This window comes from Acinetobacter sp. CIP 102637 (genome assembly GCF_000368425.1).
Classification (GTDB): Bacteria; Pseudomonadota; Gammaproteobacteria; order Pseudomonadales; family Moraxellaceae; genus Acinetobacter; species Acinetobacter parvus.
The window spans coordinates 1,667,984-1,688,688 of sequence record NZ_KB849435.1 but is presented as its reverse complement, the minus strand read 5'-3'; the positions used below and the strand labels follow the sequence as shown (position 1 = coordinate 1,688,688).

15 protein-coding genes are annotated in these 20,705 nt (G+C 44.3%); 8 read left to right on the top strand and 7 right to left on the bottom strand.

All coding sequences use genetic code 11. The features are described 5' to 3' along the window. Positions 1-91: 91 nt before the first annotated feature. From ppx to F967_RS11090, 5 genes are read left to right on the top strand one after another with little or no spacing between them, the layout of a single operon-like run. Positions 92-1,612 carry an exopolyphosphatase gene (gene ppx / locus F967_RS11110; protein ID WP_004683034.1) on the top strand — a complete coding sequence of 507 codons (1,521 nt, stop codon included), beginning with the start codon at positions 92-94 and terminating at the stop codon, positions 1,610-1,612. Between the two features lie 28 nt (positions 1,613-1,640). Then, positions 1,641-2,465 carry an acetyl-CoA carboxylase carboxyltransferase subunit alpha gene (locus F967_RS11105; RefSeq protein ID WP_004683033.1) on the top strand — a complete coding sequence of 275 codons (825 nt, stop codon included), beginning with the start codon at positions 1,641-1,643 and terminating at the stop codon, positions 2,463-2,465. Then, positions 2,402-3,793 carry a tRNA lysidine(34) synthetase TilS gene (gene tilS, locus F967_RS11100; protein ID WP_081399081.1) on the top strand — a complete coding sequence of 464 codons (1,392 nt, stop codon included), beginning with the start codon at positions 2,402-2,404 and terminating at the stop codon, positions 3,791-3,793. The genes F967_RS11105 and tilS overlap by 64 nt, the downstream gene beginning before the upstream one ends. Positions 3,794-3,796: 3 nt before the next feature. After that, on the top strand, positions 3,797-4,636 hold the full coding sequence (gene proC, locus F967_RS11095) for a pyrroline-5-carboxylate reductase (protein ID WP_004799919.1): 840 nt from the start codon (positions 3,797-3,799) through the stop codon (positions 4,634-4,636). Between the two features lie 16 nt (positions 4,637-4,652). Then, the gene (locus tag F967_RS11090) at positions 4,653-5,222 is read left to right on the top strand and encodes a YggT family protein (protein ID WP_004683029.1); all 570 of its coding nucleotides are present in this window, start codon (positions 4,653-4,655) and stop codon (positions 5,220-5,222) included. A gap of 41 nt (positions 5,223-5,263) precedes the next feature. Here F967_RS11090 and F967_RS11085 read toward each other — a convergent pair whose 3' ends face one another. Next, positions 5,264-6,394: an acyltransferase family protein gene (locus F967_RS11085; protein WP_004799917.1), complete on the bottom strand. Its 1,131-nt coding sequence runs from the start codon at positions 6,392-6,394 to the stop codon at positions 5,264-5,266. Positions 6,395-6,514: 120 nt separating this feature from the next. Continuing rightward, positions 6,515-9,295 (bottom strand): DNA polymerase I, encoded by a 2,781-nt coding sequence (gene polA / locus F967_RS11080; protein WP_004799915.1) that lies wholly within the window; start codon positions 9,293-9,295, stop codon positions 6,515-6,517. A 188-nt stretch (positions 9,296-9,483) separates the two neighbouring features. On the opposite strand from polA, the gene F967_RS11075 reads away from it, so the two are divergent. Beyond that, positions 9,484-12,339 carry a DUF2339 domain-containing protein gene (locus F967_RS11075; RefSeq protein ID WP_004799913.1) on the top strand — a complete coding sequence of 952 codons (2,856 nt, stop codon included), beginning with the start codon at positions 9,484-9,486 and terminating at the stop codon, positions 12,337-12,339. Here F967_RS11075 and F967_RS11070 read toward each other — a convergent pair whose 3' ends face one another. Then, positions 12,340-13,269, bottom strand: a complete 930-nt coding sequence (locus tag F967_RS11070; RefSeq protein WP_004799912.1) for a mechanosensitive ion channel family protein — start codon at positions 13,267-13,269, stop codon at positions 12,340-12,342. It abuts the gene before it with no gap. A 9-nt stretch (positions 13,270-13,278) separates the two neighbouring features. Further along, positions 13,279-14,115, bottom strand: coding sequence for a hypothetical protein (locus tag F967_RS11065; RefSeq protein ID WP_004799910.1), 837 nt, complete (start codon positions 14,113-14,115; stop codon positions 13,279-13,281). Positions 14,116-14,208: 93 nt separating this feature from the next. Between F967_RS11065 and gspE the strand changes: the two genes are divergently transcribed. Further along, positions 14,209-15,699 (top strand): type II secretion system ATPase GspE, encoded by a 1,491-nt coding sequence (gene gspE, locus F967_RS11060; RefSeq protein ID WP_004799908.1) that lies wholly within the window; start codon positions 14,209-14,211, stop codon positions 15,697-15,699. Between the two features lie 26 nt (positions 15,700-15,725). Next, positions 15,726-17,915 (top strand): 2OG-Fe(II) oxygenase, encoded by a 2,190-nt coding sequence (locus tag F967_RS11055; protein ID WP_004799905.1) that lies wholly within the window; start codon positions 15,726-15,728, stop codon positions 17,913-17,915. A 236-nt stretch (positions 17,916-18,151) separates the two neighbouring features. Here F967_RS11055 and F967_RS11045 read toward each other — a convergent pair whose 3' ends face one another. From F967_RS11045 to gigA, 3 genes are all read right to left on the bottom strand, one after another. After that, on the bottom strand, positions 18,152-18,976 hold the full coding sequence (locus F967_RS11045) for a carbon-nitrogen hydrolase family protein (protein ID WP_004799903.1): 825 nt from the start codon (positions 18,974-18,976) through the stop codon (positions 18,152-18,154). Between the two features lie 29 nt (positions 18,977-19,005). Next, the gene (gene gigB / locus F967_RS11040; RefSeq protein ID WP_004799901.1) at positions 19,006-19,527 is read right to left on the bottom strand and encodes an anti-anti-sigma factor GigB; all 522 of its coding nucleotides are present in this window, start codon (positions 19,525-19,527) and stop codon (positions 19,006-19,008) included. A gap of 102 nt (positions 19,528-19,629) precedes the next feature. Continuing rightward, entirely contained in the window at positions 19,630-20,598 is a 969-nt protein-coding gene (gigA, locus tag F967_RS11035; protein WP_004799899.1) for an RsbU family protein phosphatase GigA, read from the bottom strand. Between the last annotated feature and the right edge of the window lie 107 nt (positions 20,599-20,705).

Here is a 20,705-nt window from a genome sequence, read left to right as displayed (position 1 = left end):
AATACGCGAATTTTATTGCTGAAAATGACTTTAAAATTATTGGCGTGTGAATTACTCTAATGCCTGAATGGTGTATGGGTTTATATAAATAATGTCTGATTTTCTGATTGATGAAGAATTACTTGCCGCGATTGACATGGGTTCAAATAGTTTCCATTTGGCAATCGCTCGTGTTGATCATGGTGAAGTGAAAAAAGTTGCTTCAATGTCAGAAAAAGTACAATTAGCAGCTGGGCTGGATGAAAATAAAAATTTAACTGAAGCTGCGCAACAGCGTGGACTAGCCTGTTTGGCTCGTTTTGTAGGGCGTTTAAGTTCTGTGCCACCCAACCGTTTAAGAATTGTGGCGACCAATGCGCTGAGACAGGCAAAAAATGGCCATGAGTTTATCCAGAAAGCTGCGGAAATCTTGCCAAAACCCATTGAAATCATTGCAGGCCGTGAAGAGGCCCGCCTGATTTATCTTGGTGTCTCACATACCATGGCCAATGGCGGACGACGTTTGGTGGTCGATATTGGTGGTGGTTCAACCGAATTTATTATTGGTGAGGAGTTCGAGCCACTACACACTGAATCTTTGCAAATGGGCTGTGTGGCTTATAGTAAGGCATATTTCCCTGATGGTGAGATTTCCACCAAGGCCTTTGATAAGGCGGTAGTTGCGGCACGCAAGGAAATGTCTGCGATAGCCAATACCTATAAGACTGAAGGCTGGGATACGGTGGTTGGTTCGAGTGGAACCATCAAGGCATGCCGTCAGATTGCAGTCAATTTGGGGCTGAGTGATGAACAGGAAAACCTAACACATGAAGGACTTTCTAAGCTAAAGGATCGCCTGCTTAAATTTAAGCATGTTTCTGAAATTGATTTTGAAGGACTGCGTGAAGACCGCCGAGCAGTTTTGCCAGCAGGTATGGCAATTTTGTATGCAATTTTTGACGTTTTGAATATTGATAAGTTGGCATATTCCGATGGTGCATTGCGTGAAGGCGTGATGTATGACCTGTTGGGTCGTTTCAAGCATGAAGACATTCGTGACCGCAGTGTACAGGCCTTGATGGGGCGCTATAACGCCGATCCAAAGCAGGCTGAACGTGTGGTGAATACTGCCCAGCAATTGTTTGATGGTGTGGCTGGAGCGTTGCATTTAACCACAGAAGACAGTGACTTACTGCGTCGTGCCGCCTATTTACATGAAATTGGTTTGGCGATTAGCCATGGTGGCTATCATCGTCATGGTGCCTATTTGTTGCAGCATTCAGATATTCCAGGCTTCTCACAGATTGATCAAAACCATCTTTCACATTTGGTTTCGCACCATCGGCGTAAACTGCGTGCCGATGCCAAGAATGATGTGTTAAAGGTGGGCGGCAGTCATTTACTTTATCTTTGCCTGTTGCTTCGCCTCGCAGTTTTGCTGAACCATAGTCGCAGTGATCAGATGCTTCCTGCCATTGAACTGAGTGTGGTAAATGATCAACAATGGCAACTCAGCGTTTCTGGCGATGCTAAACAATGGCCTTTACTGGTTGCAGACCTGCATGATGAGCAGGTGCAATTCAAGCATTGGGACATTGAGTTAAATATTCAGTCAGACAAATTTATTGATTAACCATATTGTTATGGATCATTTTTGATTTATGAAAAATAAAGCGACTCAGTCCAAGGCGTGGGCTACGGTTCAAATTGCACGACATCCTGAGCGTCCGCAATTTCTCGATTATGTCAGTGAAATCTTTACTGAGTTTGATGCACTGCATGGCGACCGTTTATATGGTGACGATGGTGCCATGATTGGTGGCTTGGCACGTTTTGACGGACAGCCTGTCATGGTGGTGGGGCAGCATCGTGGTCGTGGCACCCGTGAAAAGCTACAGCACAACTTTGGGATGTGTAACCCTGAAGGCTATCGTAAGTCACAACGTTTACTGGACATGGCTGAACGTTTTAATCTTCCAGTATTCACTTTTGTTGATACCATGGGTGCCTATCCAGGGGTGGGTGCGGAAGAACGAGGTCAGGCGGAGGCAATTGCCACCAGTCTGGCACAACTTTCCAGCTTGAAAGTACCTGTGATTGCTACTGTGCTTGGTGAAGGCGGTTCTGGTGGTGCGCTGGGTATCGGGGTGGCGGACCGCGTGATTATGCTCTCACACAGTATTTACTCGGTGATCTCACCTGAAGGCTGTGCCTCCATTCTATGGAAAACAGCAGATAAAGCGGCTCAAGCCAGTGAAGCACTCGCATTAACTGCCGACAAGCTGAAAGCTTTAGGTATTGTTGAATATGTCGTGGATGAGGGCGACGGGGCACATTTGCAGCCTGAAAAAGTCATGCATGACTTAAAAGATGTGTTAAAACAAGTTCTGGATGAACTGCAACCGATGGATGCTCAAGCAAGATGCGACGCACGTTATCAACGTTTAATGAAGTTTGGCAGCAGCAATTTAGGCATCGCATCCTAACGCAAGTCCAGTATTTTTCTGAATCCACCCAATTCCTGCTTGGGTGTAGCGGCGGCATGGATTCCATGCTGTTGTTGCATCTGATGTCTGAAATTTTTCCAAGCAGAACCCGTGCAATTTATATTGATCATCAACTACAGCAGATGAGTACGGAATGGGGAACGCTGGTACAAAAACAAGCTGAAGTACTGAAAGTTCCCTGCATCATTCAAAAGGTGAAGGTTGAAGCAGGCAATCTGGAACAGCAAGCGCGGCAGGCGCGTTATCAGGCCTATCAACAGCATTTGCAAAGTCATGAAGTTTTAGTTCTGGCTCATCATCAGCAAGATCAGGCTGAAACTGTGTTATTGCGTTTATTGTCAGGTGCAGGTGTCAATGGTTTGGCAGCGATGCGGCAAATCGATAAACGCAATAATATGACCATCTGGCGACCTTTTCTGGACTTGAGTCGGACGCAAATTGAGCACTGGTCACAGCAACTGGGTTTTGATTATGTGACTGATCCAACCAATCATGATACCCATTATGATCGGGCATGGTGTCGGGAAGTGCTATGGGATGTTATACAAACTCGCTTCCCAAAAATGCAGGCTGCTATAGCGCGCACCAGTTATCTGATGCAGGATACAGCAGAGATATTGGAGAATGTATTACAAAAGGATTGGCAATACTGCGCCACAGATAATGAAATCGACTTACTTGCGCTTTCTCAATTTTCAGCAGCTCGGCAACGTCAATTACTCTCAGCCTGGGTAAAGGGAGATGATCAGTATCGTCCAAGCTACGATATGGTACAGCGCCTACAGCAAGAGGTGATTCTGGCGAAACCTGATGCACAGGCGACTTTACATATCAACCAGCATTATTATGTTCGCTATCAGAAAAAACTATATCGTTTAACACATGATATATTATATGCGGAAAAGCAATCATCCATTGCAAATGTGTCGTCACAGTATTATGAAATAGGTCAATTTATACAGGTTGCAGCGGGAAAATTCAGGATTGAATCGCAGACGATCGGGCTTTCTCCAAAACTGCTGGGTCGAGAGTTGCGCTTAATCAAGCGGCAGGGGGGCGAGAAAATCCATCTTTATGGGCGGGTTGGGCATTGGCCACTGAAAAAAGCCATTCAGGAAGCACAGATTTTGCCTTGGTTACGTCATACAATTCAAATATTAGTCGTGGATAATGTTATGCTTGGGGTTTTTAGCCCAAAAGGTTTTTGGTTGGCGCACTCTGACTATGTAGAGCATGGCGGTTGGCAACCAGTTTTAATTTCTGACTGTGGTGATTTTTCTCAGCAGTCTTTTTCACATGACGAGTAGGATATGGCGACAGCATTGAATCAAAATATTTGTTTTATTGGTGGTGGCAACATGGCGCAAGCCTTGATTGGTGGGCTGCTTTCCCGCGGTTTACCAACAACACGCATTACGGTTTCTGACCCCGTAGAACAGATTCGTCATGTACTGGAAGAAAAAGGCATTCAAACTACAGCAGATAATCTTGAAGCCATTAAAAATGCGGATGTGGTGGTGTTGGCGGTGAAACCGCAGGTATTGGCAACGGTATTGCAGCCATTAAAAGGATTGCTATCAGATAAACTGGTGATCTCGATTATTGCGGGTGCTGAGATTCAAACCATTTCAGACTTGATTGGCGGCAGCCAGCGTATTGTGCGTGTGATGCCAAATACACCTGCGTTGGTGCAGACAGGGGCGCATGGCATTTATGCATCTGAAGCGGTTGGTAAACAGGACCGTGAACTGAGCAGCCAGATTCTTGCAGCGACAGGTCTCACCATCTGGTTGGATAATGAGGCGCAAATTGATGCGGTAACCGCCGTATCTGGTTCTGGTCCTGCGTATTTTTTCTATTTAATGGAAAGCATGATCCGTGCAGGCAAGAATCTCGGTCTGGAGGAGAAAGTGGCGACAGCATTGACGTTGCAAACAGCATTGGGTGCAGCCCAAATGGCAATTACCAGCTCCAACTCACCATCAGAATTGCGTAAAAATGTGACATCTCCAAATGGTACGACTCAAGCTGCATTAGAGGTATTTGACCGTGCGCAGATTTCACAAAATATTCAAGCAGCGCTTGCAGCAGCTCAGAAGCGTAGCCAAGAGCTCGCACAAGAGTTGAGTGACAAGACTAAATCGGTTTAAGTAGGATAAGACAATTATGGGTGCAAGTTCTGCGCTAATTTTTGGTGTTTTGATCAATGTTGCAATTTTATTGGTCTTCTTCCGTTTTTTAATGCAATTGGCGGCAGTCAGTCCATACAATCCTGTAGTGCTTTCAACTGTGAAAGCCACCAAGATTGTGGATGTTTTTAGCCGTATTTTTCCAACGGTGAGCAAGGGTCGTGTCAATCTGGCTGCGGTTGCCTTGCTGGTGGTGCTGTATTTACTGAAAATCTTTGGCCTGATGTATTTGTCTGGACAGATGCCGCATAGTGCCGTGTATCTGGTGATCACGACTTTTGTGACCATGATTCAGGACTTGATCCGTTTCTGCCGCTACCTTATTTTTGCAACCATCATTTTAAGCTGGGTGGTGATGTTTACGCAGACACGTTCACCTTATATTGAAGTGATTCAGGAACTTGCTGAGCCATTGCTTGCACCTTTCCGCCGTTTGTTGCCGAATATGGGGATGATTGACCTGTCGCCAATTTTGGCATTCTTGGCTTTATATATTGCTGAGATCTTAATGAATGAAGCGGCTAAAGTGTTATTAACAGGTCTTTAAGCAAACTGGATTCAATAAAAAATGGGCGAGATGCCCATTTTTTATTTTCTGATGAAACGTTGTCGTATTTTTTGATTCAGTGGATTGGAAAAGTAACGGGCAATGACTGCACCTAGTCCAATCGCAAGTACAAGATAAATCACCAGTAGTACAAGCTTAATATTACCCTGAGTCAATGCGGGCGTATAAAAAAGCTTAAAAAAGCCCAGGATAATCAAGTGGAATAGGTAAATTTCATAGCTATTTTTACCGATATTTTGTAGGAATTTAAAGCGGTCAACCTGAACTTTGGCTTGTTCGTTTGCCACATTTGCCAGAATCACAATTGCAGTAGCCAAAGCAAATAGGCTAATTCCCCAAACACAGCTTTCCTTAATCGGCGCAGAAAAATAGATCAGCAGCATCGTACCGATCGCAGCAAATTTAAGGAACGACCATGTGTTTTGATGGAGTTTAAGCTGTGGTGCAATCAATGCCGCAAGGCAGCCAAAGGCAATTCCATCAAAACTGGAAAAATAGTGATACAGATAGGCACCACTTTCCTCACCATAATGTAAATACCTAAAATAAGGACAAAACAGAATCAGGGCGACACAGGCAATCAAAAAAAGAGATTGTCTTTTGAGGAAGAGGGCGGCTAATGGAAAAAGTAAGTAAAACACTTCTTCAACGGATAACGACCACAACACGCCCAGCACATAGTTGACCCAGCCATTTTCGATAATCAGGATATTCATCCAAAAGGTGAGAGCAGCCAAATTTACTGTTGACTGTGCCACCACGATGCCATTAGGTGCCTGGGTCATAAATGGTTTGAGTTCGAATGCGCCTAAAAGATTAACCAAACAGATCAATAAAATCATAGTGGGCATGATTCGGGCAAATCGTGAGATGTAGAAATCCCGCATATTGATCCGATTTAGGGTACCCCAGCGTTTGATAGTATGTGAAGTAATCAGATAGCCTGAGATGACAAAAAACATCGTTACCCCATAGTTACCATTTCTGGCGAGTAGGGTGGTGATGTCTTCACCAAAAATCTGGAAATTGATCGAGGTGTCAAACAGTTTGTAAGGGATGTTAAAATGATGCAGCAAGACCAGAAAAATTGAAATAAAGCGTAAAGAATCAATGGAATGATAACGGTTAAATTGAACCTGATTAAACGACATATTGCATTCCTTTCTCCTGTTATGGTTAGTTTTTATAATGGATCGTTTATTGTAATCTCCCTTGCAGCATTAAAAGTATGCTTGTCTGCAAGGGAAAATTTATTGAAGAATGATTACATATTAATGGGCAGCATCCCAGTTCAGTCCCTGTCCGACCTCAACCACCAATGGAACTGAAATCTGAACAACGGACTGCATGACATCCGTAATCTGTCTGGATAGCTCCTCAGCAATTGATTCATCTGCTTCAAATACCAGTTCATCGTGTACCTGCAATAAAAGCTTGGCCTGATCTTTTGGCAGGATTTTATCAACCTCAATCATGGCAATCTTAATGATATCGGCCGCGCTTCCCTGTAATGGTGCGTTAATCGCGGCACGTTCAGCCGCCTTGCGTACCATCATGTTTCGTGCATCAATATCTGGTGTATATAAACGGCGCCCCAGTATTGTCTCAACAAAACCCTGTTCCAGTGCAAGCTGACGTGTACGCTGCATATATTCATAAATACCAGGATAGCGGTGGAAATATTGCTTGATATAGTTCTGTGATTCTTCACGGGTAAAGCCCAATTGACGAATCAAGCCAAACTCCGACATGCCATAGAGCAGGCCGAAATTGACGGCCTTGGCCTGGCGGCGCTGGTCATTGGTCACATCTTCAATGGCAATGCTCAGTACTTCAGACGCGGTACGGCGGTGTACATCCTGTCCATGCTGGAACGCATGAACCAGTGCATCATCCTGGGAAAAATGTGCCATCAGGCGCAGTTCAATTTGTGAGTAATCGGCTGCCAGCAACACACGTCCCTCAGGTGCAATAAATGCCTTGCGAATCTGACGTCCAATTTGAGTACGAATTGGAATGTTTTGCAGGTTTGGGTCAGTGGATGACAGGCGGCCTGTCGCGGTCAAGGCCTGATGATAGCTGGTATGCACACGATGTGTCGTATCATGTGACTGTTCAACCAGACGGTCAGTATAGGTGTTTTTAAGCTTTGCCAGTCCACGGTGTTCCAGAATCACTTCGGCTAGCGGATGCTCAATTTTTTCCAGCACACTTTCACTGGTGCTGTATTGTCCAGTTGCTGTTTTCTTGCCGCCTTTGATGCCCAGTTTGTCAAATAACACTTCACCGACTTGTTTAGGTGAGGCGATATTAAATGCCTCACCTGCCAGTTCGGTGGCCTGATTTTCCAGTGTCTGCATGGTTTCAGAAAATTCAACACTGAGCTGGTCAAGGAAAGCATGATCCAGCTTGATTCCATCTTCTTCCATGCCCGTCAATACCCGAGCAACAGGCATCTCAATGTTATGCAGGATATTGACCAGTTCAGGGAAAGGCTGGAGCTTTGCTGACAGCACCTCATACAGCCGATAGGTGACATGCGCATCTTCAGCGGCATAATGTGCCGCAACCTCAAGCTCAATCTGGTTAAAGGTTTTCTGTTTGGCACCCTTACCAGCGATTTGCTCGAAAGTGGTGGTGAGATGGCTGAGATACACCCGTGCCACATCATCCATACCATGACGTGTTGCCGCCGCATTCAGGACATAAGACGCCAGCATAGTATCGAAATACCAGCCCTGAATGATGATGCCGTGATTGGCAAAGATGTGTGCATCGTATTTTAAGTGGTGACCGATTTTCCTGACCTGTTCATTTTCAAGAATCGGTTTGATCTGTGCCAAAACAGCTTCACGATTGAGTTGCTCAGGTGCATTTTCATAGTCATGTGCCAATGGAATGTAATAGGCATCGTTTGCGTCAAAGGCGACAGAAAATCCAACCAGCTCTGCAATACGATAGTCCAGACTGGTGGTTTCTGTATCAATGGCAAAGTGATCGGTCTCCTGCATCCGTTGTAACAGGCTGTCCCAATCTTCCTGTTTCAGTACGGTATGATAGCTGGCTGTGCCAAGCTGGTCATCCTGACTGGAAAGACTGGCATGGTCTTCTGCAATACCATCCTGTGCCGCCGTGGCTTCAGTGTTTTTCGCAGCTTTCACAATGTTCTGTGAAGTCTGTTGATAGGCAGGACTATTTGGATTGTTCGGATGATCTAAAGACTGTAACTGGTTACGAAATTCCAGTTCAGTGTAAAGGTCACGCAGATGGTCCACGTTTGGATTGCAGAGCTTGAGTTCATGCCAGTCCAGATTAAGCTCAAGGTCACAGACAATGCTGGCAAGCTGATGGTCAATCTTGATGTTGTCCAGATTATCCTTGATATTTTGACTGATTTTACCCTTGAGCTGGTCTACATTGGCAATGATATTGTTCAGTGAACCGTATTCATTCAACAGTTTGGCAGCCGTTTTCGCTCCCACGCCTGGAACGCCCATGATGCCATCAGAGGCATCGCCCATAAGGGTGAGATAGTCAATAATCTGGTGCGGGTGCACTCCAAACTTCTCATATACGCCAGCCTCATCCAGCACGCGGTCCTTGAAGCTGTCTTCCAGTTTGACATGCTCATTGACCAGTTGCGCCATATCCTTGTCGCCTGTTGAGATCAGCACATGGTGACCCTCAAGCACTGCGCGTTTTGCCAGCGTTCCAATAATGTCATCCGCTTCTGCACCTGGCAGGCTGTACAATGGAATACCCTGTGCTTTGATTAAGGCATGCAAATACGGAATCTGTTGTGACAGTTCCTCTGGCATGCTTGGACGATCACCTTTGTAAATCGGTGATAATTTATGACGAAATGTTGGCTCTGGCGTGTCAAAGATCACCGCCATATGGGTGGGCTGGGTACGGCGCATCAGCTTCTGGATCGCCGAAATGGCACCACGGATTGCATTGGTATGCAGACCAGTCGATGTTGTGAGTGGAGGTAAGGCGTGAAAAGCACGAAATAGAAAATAAGACCCGTCAACCAGGACAAAAGGTGGCATTGCACAAATCCTTATTATGAACTGGCAGCTATTTTACGTGAAAAAGTGGTGGCTGTCCCTGTTGTCGTGTTGAGCAGAGACGATCTATGTCGTTTTAAAAATTGCAGTATTTTGTATGTAAAAATAGCGGCCTATCCAATGATCAAGTAAGATAGCTTCAATGAAGCTGTGATAATTGATATAAACCCATGTATAAAAAAGATAAACAGGGAATGGTCATTGTTCTGGTTGCCTTGACTATATTGCTCGTCAGTGCAATCGCATTTCAATGGCAGGGGACGATTATTGCCGCCGCAATAGGACTAACCGTTGTTATTGTACACATCCTTTCCGAGATTCATCAGCGTTTGCTTCAGCTTGAGCAGGCGGCACCCAGCTATTTTGCCCAGTCTGCTGGTATTGGAATGCAACGCATCGTGATTTATAGCGCGGCGCTGGTTGCGCTTTTTGCCTATGCAAATACATGGATGTGGCTGGCAGGTGGTGCGTTGCTGGTGCTTATGCTCTGCCTGATTCAAACCATCAGCGCCTTTCAAACACGGTTGCTTCATCTGGAACAATATACAAATGCCGATTCAAAAGCAGAAGCTTTAGGTAATATTCAAAATATTGAGATCGACCACACCACACCAACAACTACACCAAGTTTTGAAGCCCAGCATCCAGCGTGGATGCAGGCCAATGTCGCAGCAACTCCAAATATGGATATTCAGGATTCCATAGCCAACAACAATCCACCCATAGCGAAAGAACAGGCTTGGTGGCAACCTGCATTCGACTGGATGATACATGGTAATCCAATCCTGCGTGTTGCTGTGGCCGTGTTGATGGTGGGTGTAGTGTTGCTACTGCGTTTTGCCAGTGAACATTGGCAATTGAGTCTGGGTGTCAAACTGGGATTTATTGCCAGTGCGGGTGTTATCACCACCATTGCTGGCTATTGGCTGCAAAAGAAAAACCAGTTGTTTGCAGTTGCCTTGCAAGGTGTGGGTTTAGCCGTTGTCTTTTTAACCCTGATTTTCTCACATCATTTTGCTGTCATAGGCAGTTTAACCACAGCCAGTATTCTGTTTGTCATTTTACTGTTGGTGACGGTTTATCTTAGCTTAAAGCAACAAGCCTTGTATTTGGCAATGCTGGCCTTGAGCATGGCCTATCTTGCGCCATTGGTAATTCCACAAAATCATCCTGATGTGATTTTCCTGTTTGCTTATTACTTGTTAATTAATTTAGCTGTTGCAGCGGTTAACTTTATTCAACCCTGGAAAATCCTGCATCAAATCGCTTTTTTTGCCACCATGTTTATTGGTGGGGCAGTGATTGGAATTTATGCCAAGACGCAGCAATTTGCTACACTGGACTGGATTTTATGGTTGCATATCGCGCTGTTTATCTGGCTCAGTGTCCGTTATAGCCAGTTAATGTTGCGGGTTAAAAACCATGACCTAAATTTAAATCAGGACACAGGGCAGAAAACCCAGCGCTTACAACCCATTCTGGATGTGGGGCTGATTTTTAGTGTGCCTGTACTGGGCTTTTCACTGCATGCCTACCTGATGCATAACTCCACCCAGGCCATGACCTTGGGGGCAGTTGCCTTGGCAATTGTCTATATTTCATTAAATCTGTGGATTAAACGGCAGCATCCACAACTTTCCATCTTGGCAAAAAGCTTCTTTATCCTTGCTGTAGTTTTTGTCGCACTGATTTTCCCATTGGCAAAAGGTGCACACTGGATTTCCACAGGCTGGGTGATACAGGGAACCGCATTAATCGTTTGGGGTGTAACCGAGCGCTATCGTTTGAGCCGTTATATTGGTGTGATCTTGGTATTGTTCAGTTCAGTGGCGCTGATTTTTCAGATTTGGTCAAATGATCATTTTCCAATACTCAGTACGGTGATTTATGCTTTAGCACAATTTATTTCAGCATTTTATTTATTGCATTACCAGGAAGTTGAAAAGTATTTTAGCGCACGTATGCTTAGCGGGATTTTCCTTGCGCTTGGCCTGTATGCAGGTGCAGTTGCGGGCGTTGAGTTGATGCAGTGGCAGCAATATGGACTGAGTCCTTATCTTGCGATTGGAACGGTTTTGATGGCTGGTTTTAGCCTTGCTGTTCATTTAAAATCACAATTGCAGTGGGGAAATGTGCAACTGATTTTATTGGGTGGTCTGCTGTTCCTGCTCTATGGGGAAAGTTTTGCTGCAAATGTGTATTCGGTCTGGCATTGGCCGAGTGGTTTAAGCCAGTTCAGCTTTGCCGTAGCTTCGGTTGTATTGGCGATCATGCTGATAACCTTAAAACTCACTTCTTCAAAAGCATATCTGGCGATTTGGTCTACATTGCTTTGGTTGAGTCTGGCAAGTGTTGGTTTAGCTATTTTCCCTATGATGCCAATCCTTGCCCTTGCAATAATCCCTATTATCTACGGTGCTTGGCTGTTTCAAACGAATAGGACACAGTTGCTGCATCAGCTTCCCGTCTGGTGTTTGACCCTGTTGTGGCTAGTGCTGGTTAACCTTGATACCTATTCTGCTGAGCAATACTATTTTTTACCGTTGCTGAACTTCACGGACATTTTATCCTTGCTGATGTTCGTTGGTATGATCTGGATTATTTATCATCATGATTTTACCACCGAGCAGTCTGTCGAGTGGGGCTTTAAAGTCACCACTATTTTAATTGGTTTATTGGTGTTGAGCAGCGTGGTGGTGCGTGCCATGCATCATTATCTGGGTACGCCATTGTGGGGATTGGACATTTGGTCAAATGGTGATGTGCAGCTCAGCCTGACTTTATTATGGGTGATTCTGGCATTTATCCTGATGACTTTTTCCAGTCGCCGTCATATCCGCCAAATCTGGTTTGTGGGTGCTGCGTTGTTGGGCATTGTGGTGGCTAAATTATTACTGCTGGATTTGTCGCAAAGTGGTACGTTGACGCGCGTGATTTCATTTATCGGTTCGGGTGCGGTCATGCTGGTGATTGCCTATCTCGCACCATTGCCGCCTGCCCTTGAGGAAGGCCAGAAAGAGGGCTAATCAACTCTCTTTCTGCTCTTTTTTAAGTTCTTTCTGATGGGCATATTGATCAAGCTCATCATCCTCAAGCGGGATTGGTCGGTCAATCAAGCCCATTTTCGGTACAGGGATTTCAATCTGATTTTCCACAAAGCCATTTCGTACGCGTTCCTGCATCTCATCGCGAACCTTTAGGGCATTTTCCTGACGGCACCAGACGGAAAACAGTAATTCAATCGATGATTCCCGAAATGCAGTCACGGTTACGGTTGCCTTTGGGTCATCCATCACCAAAGGATATTTGGCTGCGACATCCAGCAATACCTGCCTTACCTTAATGATGTCCTCATGGAAATTAATCGCCAACGTGATGGGAATCCGCCGTATGGGATATTTGGACAGGTTCATCACAGGTGTTCGAATCAGTTGCTCATTGGGTAGGCGAATATAGACATTATCTAGTGTGAGCAGTTTCACAGACAGCAGGTCAATTGAAATCACCTGTCCCTCAATGGTCTGCCCACGAATCAGGGTAATCTGAATGGTATCGCCCACCTCAAAAGAACCTTCACCAATCAGGAACAAACCACTGATCAGGTTGGTGGCAGAGGTTTGTGAGGCAAAACCTAAAGCCACCGTTAAAATCCCCGCTGCACCCAGGAAAACGCTGAGTTTAAAACCTGCTTCCCTTAAGCTGGTCATAATAAACAGCAGGAAAATAAAATAAAAAATCCCCCTGCGCCACAATAAACGCTGATGCGCATTTAAACGACTGCCAATGGTGCGGATAAAGGTGTTTGAAACAAGACGTGCGATCAGGAAACCAATAAAGCACAAGATAATGGCAACCAGAATTTCGCTCAGCCGATCAAGATTAATACCTGTGAATATACTTTTCAGGGTGTCGGTCAGGTTATTTGCCAAATCTTTGGGAATGCTGGTTTCTGCCATAAAAACCTCTTAAAAGAATGAATCGAACATATTGAACAAGGTGCTGCCAGGTGCCCGTGGTGGGTGGACATAAATGACCTCGCCTGCCTGAGTTGGTGTTTTGTTTTCAATGCGGATACGTGCTGGATGTTCCGCACCCTCATAATGGACCTTGATTTGTGAGGTCCATAAACGTCCTGTACTTTCGCTATAGAACAGAGGAAGCGCGGGCACGGGCACATTCATACGGTCAAAACGCAGTTGATGCTGGCTGGTGTTATGAAACTCAATCGGGGTGACGGCACGGAATGCACGTGGTTTGAGCAGATTTAAGTCAGTGCGCCCATCCACCGAGGTGGCATAACAAATTTCACCATGCTGGGGGTCTTTTCCAAACCAGGTATCTTTCGGCTGGATGATGGGAATATCAAATAAAGGTTCAGTCAATCCCCCAACCAAGCCTGCAATCCATAAGGGCGTGCTGATATAAAGTGTTCCACGTTGACCTGCTGGGATATAAATTGGGTCTACAGGCTTGATCACCACCGAACGGTCTGCCAAACGTGGCATTAAGTGAAAGGTGCTATTGGTCTTATGAAACATATAGCGTTCAATCTTTGCGGGGTGGGGCATTGCAAACTCAGTATCGCTCAGCATTTTCCATTGTTGTTCATAATCGTGCTGATATTGAGGGCGATGATATTCCAAACGCCATTCCTTAATGCCACGGGTCAGCCGAAATAACAGTGAACCGAATTGCCAGGCCTTGGCCTGCTGAATTTCAAATTGTTGTTCTCCCCACCATTTCAAAATGTTGGCATGGGGCGGCTGATATTGCTGCTTTTGATATGAATTATTTTGAGACAAGATGCAAAATTCCTGTGTGAGTATGCTAAACAGACTTCACGCTGTAACTCGCTTAGAGTACACTCAAGCATCTTTTTTATCATTATTTGTATGATGCAAATACTTAAACAAATACAAATTCCTTATAGTTTTGCCAAAAGACATGGTGTTTTGTTACGTTACGAGGGCGATCAGGCATTTATTGTGCGACGCAAAGACACCGCACGGATTGCCTTGCAGGAAGCGCGTCGAATTTTGGGGAAATCCGCCCACGATCAATTGTGTAGCGATCAGGAATTTCATGCTTTGCTCAGCTCCAGCTATGCGGGTGACACGGGGGAGTCGCAACAGGTTGCGGCGGGTCTGGAAGACCATCCTGATTTACTCAGCCTTGCCGATCAAGTGCCTGAAGCCGAAGACTTAATGGATCAGGAAGATGATGCGCCGATTGTTCGCCTGATTAATGCGTTATTGTCAGAAGCGATTCGTGTCAGTGCATCTGATATTCATATCGAGGCCTTTGAGAAGAAACTTTCAGTACGTTTGAGGGTTGATGGGCAACTACGTGAAATCGTGCAGCCACGCCGTGAACTTGCGCCGTTGTTGGTGTCACGTATTAAAGTCATGGCAAAACTGGATATTGCAGAAAAACGTATTCCTCAGGATGGTCGTATTTCACTGCGTTTGGCGGGCCGTGAGGTCGATGTGCGTGTCTCGACATTACCGTCCTCTCACGGTGAGCGAGTGGTAATGCGTTTACTCGATAAGCAGGCTGGGCGTTTAAACATGACCCACCTGGGCCTAATGCAAAATGACTATGAGCGTCTGACCCAACTGGTACATCGTCCGCATGGAATTATTCTGGTGACAGGCCCGACAGGTTCGGGGAAAACCACCACACTTTATGCGGCATTGTCTGACCTGAATGATAATACCCGCAATATCCTGACGGCCGAAGACCCAATTGAATACCAACTTGAGGGGATTGGACAGACACAGGTTAATACCAAGGTGGATATGACCTTTGCCCGTGCCTTGAAAGCCATGCTGCGTCAAGACCCTGATGTGGTAATGGTGGGGGAGATCCGTGACCTTGAGACCGCTGAGATTGCAGTACAGGCATCACTGACAGGTCACTTAGTACTCTCCACACTACATACCAATACCGCCATTGGTGCAGTGACCCGCTTAAAAGATATGGGTATTGAACCATTCTTGTTGGCGAGCTCCCTGATTGGTGTGATTGCACAGCGTTTAGTTCGAACCCTATGCCCGCATTGCGTAACCTGGCGTAAGGCCGATGATTTTGAACGACAGGTTTTTCAGCATTTAAATGTCGATCAACACATGGAATTGCCAGAACCGCATGGTTGTGAGCAATGCTCTCATGTTGGCTTTAGTGGCCGAACTGCAATTTATGAAATTGTCCCTGTCGATGAACCATTACGCCGTCTGATTCATGGTAATGCTGCTGAATATGAACTGGAAAACCATGCACGCCGTTACGCAGGCTCAATTCGTGATGATGGTCTAAGAAAAGTCTTGGCAGGAAAAACCACACTGGAAGAAGTCTTGAGAGTGACCAATCAAAGTGAAGAGGTTTAGGAATAGGTCGTAGACAGTACTTAAATATGTCAATCAAACACTTAAAAACAGAAATACTTTCCTGTTTGCGAACATTAAAAGGAAGTGGAAAATTCGCCACTATACAACGTCACGATTTCATATTACCTGGTTTACACGTTGAGGGAGTTGGAGAAATTTCATTCCCTCTACATGAAATACACGCGAAAGCATTATTATGCGTTGCAGAACAAGCACCTTTTGGTAAAGGTAGTGAAACGATTGTTGATACACAGGTGAGACGTACACAGCAAATTGATGCAGCACAATTTCAGTTTGCTAATCCACAATGGCAGCGTTTCTTAGATCAGCAACTTGAACAGATAAAAACTGATTTAGGTCTAAAAGATTATACCATTACAGCAAGCCCTTATAAATTGTTGGTTTATCAAACGGGAGATTTCTTTTTATCCCACAAAGACGCTGAAAAAGAAAAAGGCATGTTTGGCTCACTGATTATCAATCTTCCCTCTCATTATACTGGAGGCGAGTTATCCATTCAGTTTGATGGTGAAGAAATCATTGCTGATTTTGCACAGGATGCCGCAAACTATACAATAAACTGTGCTGCATTTTATGCAGATTGTGACCATGAGATCAAACTGCTGACATCAGGCTATCGGATATGTCTGGTCTATAATCTGATACAACAAAAAACAGCCCCTAAAATTGAATTACACTCCATGAGCCAATATGTTGATCATTTGGTTGATATTTTTCAACGTTACCCATCAGATCAACCTTATATCACTTTATTGGGACACCAATATACCCCTGAAAATTTTGCCTATCATGCTTTAAAATTAAATGATCGCTATAAAGCGGATGTTTTACTCAAAGCTGCCAAGAAAATGGGCTATTACGCTAAACTCTGTTTGGTTACTGCCTATCAATCAGGAACGCCTGTTGATGATGGCTATAATTATAGCTATGGGGAAGAGGGTGGTGATGAAAATGCAGAAATAGATGAAATCCATGATGAATCTTTAGATATTGAGAATTGGCTTGATAATGAATATCCTGCTTTAAGCCATATTCACTTTGAAGAAAATGATTTAATCACCTCATTTGCAGTGGATGAGGGTGAACCAATTGTGAAAGAATCTACAGGGTTTATGGGAAATTACGGGCCTGATTTAACACATTGGTATCATCATGCTGCAGTGGTGATTTGGTCTCCTGAACAAAATGTGCAATTACTGGCACAGCAAGATGTTGCAACTCAACTGAGCTGGATGGCATATTTTACTCAAAATCAAACGGCATCCAAGCTGGAAATTGCAGCGATCAATCAACAACTGGATTATGGATTTGGTGATCGTTGCCGTCAACCCGACCATTTCAATGCTGTTGTAGATTGGCTTATTTGGCAAAATCATCAAGCTTTTCTCAATAAGATTGAATATGAATACTTGCAGTTATTATTTAATCGGATTGATGCAGAATATTGGCAAAAGCTTTTGGATTGGTTGCCTCAAAATGAGCATGTGCAATTTTTTGAAAAAATAACCACAGAAATTTATCCTAGCCTTTTAGAAAAACTCTTGGCAGTGTTCTGTGTATTGCTGTCTGATACGAAATATGCTGAATTAATTCAAATACAGATGGACCTGTTGCCAATGTATTGGGCAAAATTACCACGTTCTGGTTCAATACAATTGAGCAGTTCCGCACTTACACATTTATTTGCACTAGATGCTCAATTGTCACCCAATCAGGCTTGGATTGATTGTATCAGTCAGGCAATGATTACGCATCTTGACTGGAAATATATTCATCAGACACTTGTTCCGCAACTACTGAAAAACCAGAGTATAGGCAAAATTCATGCGAAATTAATGGATTACTGTCAGCAATATTTGCAACAACGTGTAGATCAACCACCCCAGCCACCTAAAGATTGGCAACGTGCTTTACCTGATACCCAAAATAATGTACAGGTTTGGCAGATGCTTGCAGACTTTATGCAATCAGCGACAGAAGAAATTTTTGATTATCGGAAAAACCAAGCTGAGCGAACACTGGTTGAAAATGCCATTCGTAATACAACGGTTGATCTTGCGATGGAAACCATACGCAAAGGTTCGCCACATACATTAAGGTTAATGAAAACGCAAGCGAGTTATGAGCGTCTGCTCAGAAATTGGGAACAGGATGTATGGTTGTTGCGTAAGATTAAGTCAAAATCTACGTCATAATGAATCTGGCAAGATTGGTTAGATCGATGATCTAACCAATCTTATGGTTTCTCGTATTATTTTGAGTACTTCAAAATCGCATCTTAAAGATATCGTCAAAATCAATCATTTTTCTGCTGAGTCGGCGGCTCTAACAACGTTGATGGCGGTACGTCCAAAGTTTGAAAAAGTTGATCATTATGGTCAGATATTTACCGTATGCACATATTTTGTCTTAGCTAAGCTTTATGATGTGTTTAGTAATTGATTAATCTGCGATGCTGTATGAGTGGCATGGAATGGCGAATGGCATTCTGTTCATCAAGGTCAAAAGCACTGGTAATTAGTCCATGTCCCTCAGTTCCTATCATCTGTAAAAGCTGCCCACGACTATCCGTAATCCCTGCATGCCCCCAGGTTTGACGCTGTTCCCCATGCCAGCCTTGCTGTGCAGAACCAAGAACAAAACACTGACTATCCACGGCGCGTGCCTGTAGCAGCAGTTGCCAGTGCAGTTTGCCTGTGGTGTAGGTGAATGCGGCAGGAGCGGTCAGGATATTTGCCCCTTTGCTACGCAACATTAACGAGAGTTCTGGAAAACGCAGGTCATAACACACCATCAGTCCGATATTGCCAAAAGGTGTTTTGGCAACTACAACTTCATCACCAGGTTCAAAGAATCTTGATTCCTGATAACCCCCAACAGCGTCACCCACCTGAACATCAAACAAATGGATCTTGTCATAACGTGCTTCTGTACGCTCAGGACTAATGCATAAACTGACGGTACGCACACGACCATCCTGAATGATTAAACCATCAGGACGAAATGGGCAGGGAAGTGTACCCGCAACAATCCAGATCTGGTAGCGGTGGGCAAGCTGTTCCAGTCGTTGCTGAATAGCCTCAAACTGTGCTGCGGTCTCGCGTTGCTTACCTGCGGCAAAACAGACAAAATTTTCAGGGAAGACAATCAGTTCAGCATCTTGGGCCTTACTTTGCTGAATCAATGACTCAATGACAGTGAAATTCGTTTCAATGTCATCTTGAGAATTCATTTGTACAACAGAAAGCAGACTCATATAGGTACCACAATATTAGGAGGCAACGATCAGGCGTTTTGTTTTTGAGTATCCTGGTTTAAACAATCCTGTTCTTTTTGCAACTGCTTGACCAGTGGTTCAAACATATTCTGATTGTTTTCATTCAGGCGCATCAGGGTCTTATGCGCGTCCAGTACTGTATTTAACATTGCACTGTGTGTCACAAGTTCTTCTGTTAGCTCCAGCGTGCACACACTAGGATCGCCGCAGTAATTCAGGATCACAAAAACCTGCCCCAGCCCCATGCTATTCGCCAGGGTGGTAATATCTGGATTGGTTGAAAGCATGACTGCCTGTATGTGATGGACTTGTTTAAGCTTAAGACCGAGTTTTGCAAGTACGCCTAGGACAGTACTATCAATAAATGTGGTCTGGGTTAAATCAACGATTGCACCAACAACATTTTGCTGCTGTTCAATCTTGTTGAGTAGCTTGTCCAAACTTATACAAGATTGGGCACGCACTTCGCCAATAAGCTTGAAAATATGCGTTCCATTTAAGCTTGCATATTCAACATGACCTGTTGACATATAAATGCCATTTTCAGAGAAAGGATATAAAATTATCCCATAGTGATATTCTAGACACAAGTGGTTGGATGCTGTGATCTAATTAAAACATTGATTTTAAAATTAATTCATTCGGCATAAACTCAGAATGGCAATATCATCAGCCACATGGTCGGGAGGCTGGAAAGAGTTGTTTTGAAGGTGGGTGACCAGTTGGTTAAATTGCTCATTTAACCCGCCATCAAAAGGTTCCAGTGCGCCATCGGAACATAAAATAAAGCGGGAATGACGGTTTAGTACACAATGATGCTCTTCCACTTCCAGTTCTTCGGTCAAGCCTAATGGAAAGCTGCTGGTTGTCAGAATCTGGGGAGGCTGATTTGGTTCAAAAATGATTGGGGGAGGATAATGCCCCGCACTTGACCAACGCACTTCGTGGCTAACCAAATTTAGAACCCCTGCCACCATAGTGATATGCTTTTCAATGTTTTCCTGTACCAGCATGGCATTGAGCTTTTGGATGAGCTGGCTTGGTGTCTTTGACCTACCATGAAATGCCGCCATCCATGAGGTCAATAAACTGCTGGTCACCCCATGTCCTGACACATCGGCAAGATAGAATAAAATTTCTTCATTATTCAGACGCCAATAATCATACCAGTCCCCTGAAAGGTAGGCGGAAGGCTGAAAAAAGGATTCAAACTGATAATTAGGCAATTCAATTGGATTGGGTAAAAGGCGCTTCTGTAACTCGGCGGCCGAAGGTAGATCGCGGCTATCCTGGTTACGTTTATATTGGGCATCAATTTTAAATAAGGCATGAACAGGATTTTTAGGTAGACTATCCCAGATCCAGCCTGCTAATGCCCCCATTTCCCATGCTTGTGCCAAAGCCGTTCCTTCATCTGCAAAAGCCAGCACAATGGTAGGTAGTTTCCATTGATACTTTAAAAAGTCCTGAACATCTGCAATTGCAATAATTGTGGGATCATACAAATCTAGATCATCAACATGAATGACTTGTAAACTCGGTAACTCATTCAATGACTGATCTAAACAAGGTATTGAGCGTGTGGGTTGAATGAAATACATAGATGAATAGCCGATCCTTTGTATGATCATTTTTTAATTCATCATAGATGAAAGATGATGAAAAACATAGCATTGCCAACATTTGAAATCTTTGGTAATACTGAAGT